The following is a 10,031-nucleotide window of genomic DNA, read 5'->3' on the forward strand; positions in this document are numbered from 1 at the left end:
TGTGATGTTTCAACCCTCATCTAGCATAGATGAAACAATGATTATTCGCTATCCGTAACAACCTTGCGCCGTTGCAGCAGCCGGGCCGCAAGCCAGCACAGCATCGCCCAGGCAAAGCCCGCGCACCAGCCGGCAAGCACATCGGACGGCCAGTGCACGCCGAGATAGACGCGGCTGGTGCCGACCAGCACGGTGGTGAGCACGGCAAGGCCGAGCACGAAGACTTTCGTCCTACGGTCCGGCAGGAAGCGGGCGGCCAGCGAGCCGAGCGTCAGATAGGTCACGGCCGAGAGCATGGCGTGGCCGCTCGGAAAGGACAGCGACGTCTCGTTGACGAGATGCGAGACGAGATCGGGTCGCGGCCGGTCGACCTCGAGCTTGAGCAGGCTGGAGAGCCCTTGCCCGCCCGCTACCGCCGCAAACATGAACAGCGCCGTCGAGGGTCTGCGAATCAAGAGCAGATAAATGATCGTCGCGGTCGTGATCAGCACCAGAACGACGGTGCTGCCGAGCGCGGTGACGTCGCGCACCGCGCCCTCAAGCCAAGGCGGGCCGATCGGGCTGTCCGGCTGCCCGGCATGCCGGAAAGCGAGCAGGATTTCCGTGTCGAAGGCGTGCGGGGTCGTGGCGCGCGCCAGCTCCATGAGTTCCACAAGGCCCCATAGCCCGCCGGCAATCACCAGCCCGGCCAGCAGCACCGGGAATTCCATTTTGTTGAGCAGCGTGTTGGCGATCGGTTTCATGCAAGCCTTTGATCCCGCTACAGCCGCTGCATATAGGGCCCGAGCGTGATCAGCGCGACGGCGGCGATCGCCAGCACCATGCCCGTCGCCTGGAAAGCATTGAGCCGTTCGCCGAAAAAGGCGATCGCCACGACGTTCACAGCCACCAGCTGGATCACCGCCGACAGGCTGAACGACACCGACATGCCGAATTCGCGCACCAGCCTCAGCATGACCAGATTGCCGGCCGTGTAGAGCGCCAGCGTCAAAAGCAGCTTGGCGAGGCTCGGCGCCAGCCCCCATTGCTTGGCCGCCATCGCCGCCAGCACGAACATCACGGTCGAGATGCCGAGCTGCGCCAGTCCCCAGAAACTCACCCGCCGTCCCCTTTTTCAAGCGCCGTCGCTGCGCGGCCGCAGCCCTTGTTTCCGAAGCAGGCGAGGCCGTCAAGCCGATCCGGCAGCGCCTTGACCAGCCGGCAAACAATTGTCCACGATCGATCCCGGCGGTGTCACGAAAATGTGATCGGCGCGCCTTAGGGGTCGAAAGGTCAAATCCCAGCCACCTCAAGAAGCCAGAGGAACAGCCCATGACCGTGCCCCCTGAGACCCGCTTCCGCACCAGCCTGCTCGAGGACAATGACGGCCCGCCCGTCAACCCGACCGACAACCGCACCATGGGCGAGATCATCGCCGCGCGCTTCTCGCGCCGCGGCTTCCTGAAGGGCTCGCTGGCCGTCTCGGCGATCGCCGCCACCGTCGGCCCGCTGGCGCTGGTCGCCGCCGACGAGGCGCGCGCGGCCGGGGCTTCGGCGTTCAGGTTCGACGAACTCGAGGCCGGCATCGACGACAAGCACCATGTCGCGCCGGGCTATGACGCCGACGTGCTGCTGCGCTGGGGCGATCCACTGTTTGCCGATTCGCCGGAGTTCGATCCGCTGAAACAGTCGGCCGAGGCCCAGGCGCAACAGTTCGGCTACAACAACGACTATGTCGGCTATATCCCGATCGACGGCTCCGCCGAGCACGGCCTCTTGGTCGTCAACCACGAATACACCAACCCACATCTGATGTTCCCCGGCATCGTTTCGATCGTCGAGAAGGACGGCAAGAAGGCCGCCGAGGTGGCGCCGCTCTCGAAGGCGCAAATCGATGTCGAGATGGCCGCGCATGGCGGCACCATCGTCGAAATCCGCAAGCAGGATGGCAAGTGGCAGGTGGTGCGTGACGGCAAGCTCAATCGCCGCATCATGTCGACCACCGAGATGGCGCTCTCCGGCCCGGTTGCCGGCCACGACCGCGTCAAGACCAATGCCGATCCGTCGGGAAGCAAGGTCATCGGCACGCTCAACAATTGCGCCGGCGGCGTCACGCCCTGGGGCACCTATGTGATGGCCGAGGAGAACATCCACGGCTATTTCTCGGGCGAATTGCCGGAGGGCCACAAGGAAGCCGCCAATTACAAGCGCCTCGGCATCCCGGAAGGCGCCTATGAATGGGGCGCGCATTACGATCGCTTCAACCTTGCCAAGGAGCCGAACGAGGCCAATCGTTTCGGCTGGATCGTCGAGGTCGACGTCAACGATCCGAACTCGGTGCCGAAGAAGCGCACCGCCATGGGCCGTTTCAAGCATGAGGGCGCCGAGTCGATCGTCGCCAAGGACGGCCGCGTCGTCTTCTATCTCGGCGACGACGAGCGCTTCGACTATGTCTATAAATTCGTCACCGCCGGCACGTTCAGCCCCAACGACCGCGCCGCCAACATGAACCTGCTCGACGACGGCACGCTCCATGTGGCGAAGTTTGCCGAGGACGGCTCGGTCGAATGGATGCCGATCGTGTTCGGGCAAGGCCCGCTGACAGCGGAGAACGGCTTTGCATCACAGGCTGACGTACTGATCGAGACGCGGCGCGCCGCCGACCTGCTCGGCGCCACCAAGATGGACCGGCCGGAGGATATCCAGCCCAATGCCGGCAACGGCAAGGTCTATGTCATGCTGACCAACAATTCCAAGCGCAAGGCCGAGCAGGTCGACGCCGCCAATCCGCGCGCCGAAAACGCCTTCGGCCACATCATCGAGATCGTCGAGAACGGCGGCGACTTCGCCGCCGGCAAGGGCAAGTGGGAAGTGCTGTTGAAATGCGGCGATCCTTCCGTTGCCGATGTCGGCGCCACCTTCTCGACCGCGACCACCGCGCATGGCTGGTTCGGCATGCCGGACAATTGTGCCGTCGATTCCGCCGGGCGGCTGTGGGTCGCCACCGACGGCCAGGGCCCGAAGGCCACCGGCCGCACGGACGGCCTCTGGGCGGTCGACACGGAGGGCGCGGCGCGGGCGACCTCAAAACTGTTCTTCCGCGTGCCGATCGGCGCCGAAATGTGCGGCCCGCTGTTTTTGCCGGACGACCAGACCGCTTTCGTGGCCGTCCAGCATCCGGGCGATGGCGGCGAGGATTGGGAAGGGTTCGGCCGCCCGTCCTATTACGAGGATCCGTCGACCCGCTGGCCGGACTTCAAGCCGGACATGCCGGTGCGGCCGGCTGTCGTTGCAATCACCAAGCAGGGCGGCGGCAAGATCGCGGTTTAAGCCTGCGGACAACGGACTTGGCGTCGGGGTGGGCGGAACCTCCCCGACGTCGCGTCTCATCCCGCCCACTGAACCATCGCGATGTTCATCCCGCTGCGCAGCCGGAAGCCGATCGACTCGTAGAGCTTTATCGCCGCGGCATTGCTGGCAAAGGCGTGCAGATAAGGCACCTCGCCGCGCGCGATGATGCGGTTGGCCACAAACAGCGACAACAGCCGGGCGAGACCGCCGCCGCGAAAATCCGGATGCGAGCACACGCCGCTGAGCTCAGAATAGCCGGGCTGCTTCATGCGCTCGCCGGCCATCGCGGCCAGCCTGCCGTCGATCTTCACGCCCCAGAATTCGCCAAGGCTCAAGGCCTCCAGCGTGAACGGGCCAGGCTTTGTCAGCGAGGCAAGCGCAAGCATCTCGGCCGCGTCCTGCCGCGTCAGTTGCTCGATCCGGGGGTCGGCGACCGTCTGCAAGGCGTGCCCGGCAATCATCTGCACGGCATCGGCCGCCATCGTCGCCTTAAGCGCCGGCGGCAGGACAATGCTGTCGGCCTGAGCCAGGATGACGGTCTCGCCGGCGGGAACCAGCCTTCCGAGCGCGTGGAGGCTTTCCGGATCTGCCGTTGCCGTGGCGGCGAACGGGATGATCGATGGCCGGTACCGGCGCGCGAGATCGTTACCTTCCGCGAAAGTCCTTTGCCGCGTTTCGAGCGCGCTCCAGACGGGGCGGTCGAGGACGTGTTTCATGGCGTGGCGGTCCTTTCGGCGCGGCGATGGAGCGGCGTCTCGGCCAGACGATCCTCGATGGCGGCAAGCTGGCCGAGCAGCGGCCCGGAAAGATCGGCGCACAGATCCGCTACCGCATTTTCGATGCTCGGCCAGATGTCCCGCTTCGCCTGCTCGACCAGCCGGCTGCCGTTGCGGCTCAGCGAAACAATCCTGCGCCGCTGGTCTTCTTCCGAGGGGTTGACCTCGACAAGCCCCAGCTCGGCAAGCAGCGCCACGCTGCGTGTCACACCCGGTTGCGCAACGCCCAGGGATTGCGCCAACTCGCCGACCGGCAGCGGGCCGAGCCTGTCGAGCGCGGCGAGCAGCGGGTACTGGCTCGATTGGATGCGCATGTCCAGGCGGTCGAGCACGCGCTGAGTGTCGGCCTGCAGCTGCTCGCCTATGCGCTTCATCCGGCTGCCGAGGCAGAGAAAGCCGAGGGATCGAAGAACGTCTTCCATGGTTGGCTCGTTATATATCAATCCAGTGATATATAACATTGCATGGAAATATCAAGCCGATCTTCGCATACCCGTTGCGGCAGCCGATGGGCGATAGCGGCCGCTTTGCGACGTTTGCCCTTCATTCGCCGCCAATTGCATCCTATATCGCGCTGACGCGACGTGGCCGGCAGCGGTCGCCAGCGATTCGGACCTGAGGGCGGCAGGTCATCACTTCTTGGCACGCGGAGCTCATGGCGCCCCTGCGCATCTATTTCGACAGGCTTCTCGACGCCGTGGCGCCCAAGGTGCCGCGGCGCGAGTTGACGGATGACGAGCGCCTGGCGCTGGTGCGCCGTTACGGCGATTTCTCACTCGCCTATTCGACCGCCGTACAGCAGAAACTGTCCTATTTCAGCGACGGCGACGGCTACATCGCCTTCGGCACCAAGATGAGCCGCCATTTCGCGCTGGGCGATCCGGTGGTCGACCCGGCGGATCGCGCGCTCTACATAAAGCGCTTCGTCGAAGCCGCCGGCGGGCCGTGGTTCGTCCAGATCGGCGCCGAGACGGCCAAAGTGCTCGCCGGCCTCGGTTACATGGTCAATCGCCTCGGCATCGACACCAGGCTGCTTTTGCCGGCGCATGATTTTTCCGGCAAGCGCAACGAGACCGTGCGCTATTCCGAACGCTGGCTGACGAAGAAGGGTTTTGTCATCGCCGAGGACAGGGGCGACGGGCTGCACGAAGAGATCAGCCAGCTTTCCGCCGACTGGCGCAAGGAGCGCATCATCAAGCGCTGGGAGATGGGCTTCCTCAACCGCCGCTTTTCCGAAGAGCTCGGCGCCGACATGCGCCGCTTCCTCCTGCACAGCCCCGAAGGCCGGCTTCTCGCCATCCTCGATTTCGACCCGCTGTTCCGCGACGGCAAGGTCATCGGCTACACCACGGCCTTCAAGCGCAAGCAGACCGACGCGACGCCGCATGCCGAGATCGGCCTGACCAAATTCGCCGTCGACCGCTTTCGCGAGGAAGGCATCTCGGAGGTGACGCTCGGCCTCTCGCCGCTGTTCGGTATCGAGCCCAGCGGCTTTGCCGAATCGGGCTTCTGGCGCGGCGCCTTCCAGCGCGCCTACAACTCGCCCTGGGTCAACCGCTCGCGCTTCAACCTGCAGGGCCAGGCAGCCTTCAAGCGCCGCTTCCACGGCGTCGAGGAGCCGACCTACATCGCCTTCCGCAAAGGGACTTTCGTGGAGATGCTGGGGCTGCTGCGCCTGCTGAAGGCGATTTGAGGGGGCGCTCTTTCCTCGCCCCCGCAAAGCGGGGAGAGGAACCCCGTCAGTTCCGCAGCCGATAGCCCGTCTTGAAGATCCACGCCACGATGGCGATGCAGATCGCCAGGAACACCAGCGTCATGCCGAGGCTGACGCCGACCGAGACGTCCGCCTTGCCGTAAAAGCTCCAGCGGAAGCCACTGATCAGGTAGACGACCGGGTTGAACAGCGTGACCGTCTTCCAGATGCCCGGCAACATGTGGATCGAATAGAAGCTGCCGCCGAGGAAGGTGAGCGGCGTGACGATGAGCAGCGGCACCAGCTGCAGCTGCTCGAAGGTTTTCGCCCAGATGCCGATGATGAAGCCGAACAGGCTGAAGGTCACCGCCGTCAGCACCAGGAAAGCGATCATCCAGAACGGATGCTCGATCCTGAGCGGCACGAACAAAGCGGCGGTGGCGAGGATGATCAGGCCGAGCATGATCGACTTGGTCGCCGCGCCCCCGACATAGGCGATGATGATCTCGAGATAGGAGACCGGCGCCGACAGAAGCTCATAGATCGAGCCGACGAATTTCGGGAAATAGATGGCGAAGGACGCATTCGAGATCGACTGCGTCAACAGCGACAGCATCATCAGGCCCGGCACGATGAAGGCGCCGTAGGCGATGCCGTCGATCTCGTTGATGCGCGAGCCGATGGCCGAGCCGAAGACAACGAAATAGAGCGATGTCGAGATGACCGGCGAGATGATGCTCTGCAGCACCGTGCGGAAGGCGCGCGCCATCTCCACCCGGTAGATCGCCCATACCGCACGAAAATTGGGGGCCGCACGAAAATTAGGAGCCGCGCGCAGGTTCATGGCTCTTGCCTCAGGAGACTGACGAAGATCTCTTCGAGCGAGCTGTTCTTGGTGTCGAGATCGCGGAACTGGACGCCGGCCGCCTCGAGGTCGCGGATCAGCGAGGCGACGCCCGGACGGTCGCTCTGGTTGTCATAGGTGTAGGTGAGCTGGTTGCCGTCGGCGGACAGCTCCAACGGATAGCGGGAAAGCCCGTCCGGAACGGCCGACAGCGGCGCGCGCAGCTCCAGCGTCATCTGCTTGCGGCCGAGCTTGCGCATCAGCTCGGCCTTGCCTTCGACCAGGATGATCTCGCCCTTGTTGATGACGCCGACGCGGTCGGCCATCGCCTCCGCCTCCTCGATGTAGTGCGTGGTGAGGATGATGGTGACGCCGTCCTCGCGCAGGCGCCTGACCATCGCCCACATGTCCTGGCGCAATTCGACGTCGACGCCGGCCGTCGGCTCGTCGAGGAACAAGACGCGCGGCTCGTGCGACAGCGCCTTGGCGATCATCAGCCGGCGCTTCATGCCGCCGGACAATGTGATCGCCTTGGAATCCTTCTTTTCCCAGAGCGAGAGGTCGCGCAGCACCTTCTCGACGAAATCCTTGTTGGGCGCCTTGCCGAACAGGCCGCGGCTGTAGTTCACCGTCGCCCAGACCGTCTCGAAGGCGTCGATAGTGAGCTCCTGCGGCACCAGCCCGATCAGGCTGCGCGCCGCGCGGTAATCCCGGCCGATGTCGTGACCATCAACCGTGACGCTGCCCGACGACCGGTTGACGATACCGCAGACGATCGAGATCAGCGTCGTCTTGCCGGCGCCGTTCGGCCCCAGCAAAGCGAAGATCTCGCCGCGCTCGATGTCGAGATTGATTTCCTTCAGCGCCTTGAAGCCGGTGGCATAGGTTTTCGTGACACCGGAGATCGAGATGATGGATGACATGCTGAAATACGGCCGGCTGGAAAAGGTGACCTGATATAGGTCGGATGCCGCCCGGCGCAACCGGGAATCGCCGCGCTGCTGACAGTTCTGGACAGCAAGCGGGGTCTTTCTCCTCGTTTTCGGGCTGGCATGCCCGGCGATCGGCACAGACGCCGGGGATTAGCGGCGGCCGTCCGAACCTCGTCATCTGTGCCAGGAACCTGCCGGCTTTCCTTCTCAGCTTTTGCTGGAGGCCAGCACCAGCACCGGCTTCTCGCTGTAAAGCTTGGGGAACAGCGCCTTCAGGTTCTCGATCTTGGGTAGGTCGTTGTAGACGATATAGGGATAGGTCGGGTTCAGCGTCAGGAAATCCTGATGGTAGTCCTCGGCCGGGTAGAAGGTCTTGCCGGTTTCGAGCGTGGTGACGATCGGCTTGGGGAAGACCTTGGCCTTGTCGAGCTGGGCGATGTAGCTCTCGGCCACCTTCTTCTGCTCGTCATTCTCGGCGAAGATCGTCGAGCGGTACTGGGTGCCCTGGTCCGGCCCCTGGTAGTTGAGCTCGGTCGGGTTGTGCGCGACCGAGAAATAGACCTGCAGCAGCTGGCCGTAGGTGACCTTCAACGGGTCGTAGGTGATCTCGACGGATTCGGCATGGCCCGTGCGGCCGGTGCCTACCACTTCATAGACGGCGTTCTCGGCGCTGCCGCCGGTATAGCCGGACACCGCCTTGCTGACGCCCTTGACGTGCTGGAACACGCCCTGCACGCCCCAGAAGCAGCCGCCGGCGAAGATCGCCTTCTCGGTGCCGCTCGCCGCCTTCTCGTCCAGAGCCGGCGGCGGGATCACCACCGCGTCCTCGGCCGAGCGCGCCGGGCTCTGCCAGAACACGGCCGCGGCCGCGCTGAGCACCAGCGCCGCCAGCGCGCCTTTGGCAAGGAATGGCCGCCGCGCGGCTTTCTTTTCAATGCCGGTCATGTTGGGTCTCCTTGTTGTTGTTCCATTATATACGAACGCAGCCGCGAAGCGGTTCTCACTTTGCCGTGCGGCGGTGTGTAACCGCCGACGGCGGTCCCCCTCATCCGGCCCTTCGGGCCACCTTCTCCCCGGTGGGGAGAAGAGATTGGCGCCGGCGCTGACAGTCTCCTCTCCCCACCGGGGAGAGGTCGGCCGAGCGAAGCGGAGGCCGGGTGAGGGGCAGTGCTCGACCCACGCTTACTGAGCGGTGGTGTCCGCCGGCTTCATCGCATCCGCCGGCTTCATTGCGTCGGAGGCAGGCTTCATCGCATCCGTGGCGGGCTTCATCGCCTCGGTGCTCATCGCATCGGGCTTCATCGCATCGGCCGGCTTCATGGCATCGGTCGCCATTGCGTTGGCGGGCTTCATCGCGTTTGTCGCGTCGTCGGCGCGGGCGCCGGCGACCAGAACGGAAGCCGAAAGCGCGAGGGCCAGAGCCGGCAGCGTGAGGAACTTGGTCATGGGTCGTACTCCTTGGGTAATGGCGCGCGGAAGCGGGCCGGGTTATGCGTTGCCGCTTTCATGCGGCCCCGCGCGAAGATAAGGAAAATCAGTTGGCGGCGGCGGCAGCCAGGATGGGTCCGCCATCCGGACCCTGCACCAGCACGGCGGTGCTCAAGCCGCCAGTCGCCGCCGGCAGCGGCAGCGTGGTGGCCTCGCCGTTCCAGCGGCCGAGCTTGGTCAGCGCATGCACGACGTTGGCGTGCGGCAGCGTGCGACCGGTGTTCTCGCCGCGCGCCACGGGCACCTCGACGACACCCCTGTTGTAGCGCACCAGCCAGATGTCGGCGCCGCCGCCCGGCGCCTTGCCGGCGCCGATGCGGACCTTGCCCTGGCCGAGCGAAAGCTCCGGACCTTGCGTGCGGCCGCCCTTGTTGATCTCACTCTGGGCGATCAGCTTCTGGATCTCGCCCGGCGCCGCGCCCACGCCGTCGCTTCTGCCGTTTACCACCACTTGCGGCGTGAACGGCCCGTCGCGGCCGAGGGACGGCTCGTAGGTCACCTGGCGATCGGTGAATTCCTTGCGGCCGAACGTGTCCTTCCAGCCGAGATAGTCCCAATAGGTGACGTTGAACGACAGCGCCAGCACGCCCGGCTGGTCCTTGACCTTGATCAGGTTGGCATTGGCCGGCGGGCAGGACGAGCAGCCTTGGCTGGTGAACAGCTCGACCACGGTCAGCGGCTGGGCGGAAGCGGCGCCGAGCGTGGCGGCAAGCATCGCGCCGGCGAGCAGGCTTGTCTTCAATCCGGTCATGGGAAGCAGTCTCCGTAGCGGGTCATGCTCCGATTTCGCCGGGGTGGATGGGTTCGTTACAGCTTCACCGGTTTGTGATTGCTTCCCTTCGCCCCGTTTACGGGGAGAAGGTGGATCGTCGCGCAGCGCCGAGACGGATGAGGGGTGAGTCACAGATTGCAGCCCTTGCTAACTGAAACACCCCTCATCCGCCCTTCGGGCACCTTCTCCCCGTAAA

General features: G+C 64.8%; 11 protein-coding genes. 2 read left to right on the plus strand and 9 right to left on the minus strand.

Annotation, left to right across the window (positions count from 1 at the left end; genetic code table 11):
• Positions 1-41: 41 nt before the first annotated feature.
• Both FJW06_RS24800 and FJW06_RS24805 read right to left on the minus strand, forming a co-directional pair.
• Complete coding sequence (locus FJW06_RS24800) at positions 42-743, minus strand: phosphatase PAP2 family protein (protein ID WP_140755464.1); 702 nt, start codon at positions 741-743, stop codon at positions 42-44.
• A gap of 17 nt (positions 744-760) precedes the next feature.
• Positions 761-1,099, minus strand: a complete 339-nt coding sequence (locus FJW06_RS24805) for a hypothetical protein (RefSeq protein ID WP_140755466.1) — start codon at positions 1,097-1,099, stop codon at positions 761-763.
• Positions 1,100-1,311: 212 nt separating this feature from the next.
• Between FJW06_RS24805 and FJW06_RS24810 the strand changes: the two genes are divergently transcribed.
• Positions 1,312-3,309, plus strand: coding sequence for a PhoX family phosphatase (locus FJW06_RS24810; protein WP_140755468.1), 1,998 nt, complete (start codon positions 1,312-1,314; stop codon positions 3,307-3,309).
• A gap of 56 nt (positions 3,310-3,365) precedes the next feature.
• On the opposite strand, the gene FJW06_RS24815 is transcribed toward FJW06_RS24810, so the two are convergent.
• Positions 3,366-4,046, minus strand: a complete 681-nt coding sequence (locus FJW06_RS24815) for a GNAT family N-acetyltransferase (protein WP_140755470.1) — start codon at positions 4,044-4,046, stop codon at positions 3,366-3,368.
• Positions 4,043-4,528, minus strand: coding sequence for a MarR family transcriptional regulator (locus tag FJW06_RS24820; RefSeq protein ID WP_140755472.1), 486 nt, complete (start codon positions 4,526-4,528; stop codon positions 4,043-4,045). The genes FJW06_RS24815 and FJW06_RS24820 overlap by 4 nt, the downstream gene beginning before the upstream one ends.
• 233 nt (positions 4,529-4,761) lie before the next feature.
• On the opposite strand from FJW06_RS24820, the gene FJW06_RS24825 reads away from it, so the two are divergent.
• Positions 4,762-5,799: a phosphatidylglycerol lysyltransferase domain-containing protein gene (locus FJW06_RS24825; RefSeq protein WP_140755474.1), complete on the plus strand. Its 1,038-nt coding sequence runs from the start codon at positions 4,762-4,764 to the stop codon at positions 5,797-5,799.
• 46 nt (positions 5,800-5,845) lie between these two features.
• On the opposite strand, the gene FJW06_RS24830 is transcribed toward FJW06_RS24825, so the two are convergent.
• The 5 genes from FJW06_RS24830 to FJW06_RS24850 form a co-directional block, all read right to left on the minus strand.
• On the minus strand, positions 5,846-6,643 hold the full coding sequence (locus FJW06_RS24830) for an ABC transporter permease (RefSeq protein WP_140755476.1): 798 nt from the start codon (positions 6,641-6,643) through the stop codon (positions 5,846-5,848).
• A complete protein-coding gene (locus FJW06_RS24835) occupies positions 6,640-7,566 on the minus strand; it encodes an ABC transporter ATP-binding protein (protein ID WP_140755478.1) in 927 nt (308 codons plus the stop codon). Before FJW06_RS24835 ends, FJW06_RS24830 begins: the two co-directional genes overlap by 4 nt.
• A 216-nt stretch (positions 7,567-7,782) precedes the next feature.
• The gene (gene msrA, locus FJW06_RS24840; RefSeq protein WP_140755480.1) at positions 7,783-8,520 is read right to left on the minus strand and encodes a peptide-methionine (S)-S-oxide reductase MsrA; all 738 of its coding nucleotides are present in this window, start codon (positions 8,518-8,520) and stop codon (positions 7,783-7,785) included.
• A 237-nt stretch (positions 8,521-8,757) separates the two neighbouring features.
• The gene (locus tag FJW06_RS24845; RefSeq protein WP_140755482.1) at positions 8,758-9,021 is read right to left on the minus strand and encodes a hypothetical protein; all 264 of its coding nucleotides are present in this window, start codon (positions 9,019-9,021) and stop codon (positions 8,758-8,760) included.
• A gap of 88 nt (positions 9,022-9,109) precedes the next feature.
• The gene (locus FJW06_RS24850) at positions 9,110-9,814 is read right to left on the minus strand and encodes a DUF1223 domain-containing protein (RefSeq protein WP_140755484.1); all 705 of its coding nucleotides are present in this window, start codon (positions 9,812-9,814) and stop codon (positions 9,110-9,112) included.
• Positions 9,815-10,031 lie beyond the last annotated feature (217 nt).

Origin of the sequence: Mesorhizobium sp. B4-1-3 (assembly GCF_006439355.1) — a bacterium.
Lineage (GTDB): Bacteria > Pseudomonadota > Alphaproteobacteria > Rhizobiales > Rhizobiaceae > Mesorhizobium.

Excerpts from the sequence above, each read along its gene's own strand:
- FJW06_RS24845 (WP_140755482.1), bottom strand. The coding sequence starts at position 9,021 with ATGACCAAGTTCCTCACGCTGCCGGCTCTGGCCCTCGCGCTTTCGGCT.
- FJW06_RS24810 (WP_140755468.1), top strand. The coding sequence starts at position 1,312 with ATGACCGTGCCCCCTGAGACCCGCTTCCGCACCAGCCTGCTCGAGGAC.
- FJW06_RS24820 (WP_140755472.1), bottom strand. The coding sequence starts at position 4,528 with ATGGAAGACGTTCTTCGATCCCTCGGCTTTCTCTGCCTCGGCAGCCGG.
- FJW06_RS24815 (WP_140755470.1), bottom strand. The coding sequence starts at position 4,046 with ATGAAACACGTCCTCGACCGCCCCGTCTGGAGCGCGCTCGAAACGCGG.
- FJW06_RS24830 (WP_140755476.1), bottom strand. The coding sequence starts at position 6,643 with ATGAACCTGCGCGCGGCTCCTAATTTTCGTGCGGCCCCCAATTTTCGT.
- msrA (WP_140755480.1), bottom strand. The coding sequence starts at position 8,520 with ATGACCGGCATTGAAAAGAAAGCCGCGCGGCGGCCATTCCTTGCCAAA.
- FJW06_RS24850 (WP_140755484.1), bottom strand. The coding sequence starts at position 9,814 with ATGACCGGATTGAAGACAAGCCTGCTCGCCGGCGCGATGCTTGCCGCC.
- FJW06_RS24825 (WP_140755474.1), top strand. The coding sequence starts at position 4,762 with ATGGCGCCCCTGCGCATCTATTTCGACAGGCTTCTCGACGCCGTGGCG.
- FJW06_RS24835 (WP_140755478.1), bottom strand. The coding sequence starts at position 7,566 with ATGTCATCCATCATCTCGATCTCCGGTGTCACGAAAACCTATGCCACC.
- FJW06_RS24800 (WP_140755464.1), bottom strand. The coding sequence starts at position 743 with ATGAAACCGATCGCCAACACGCTGCTCAACAAAATGGAATTCCCGGTG.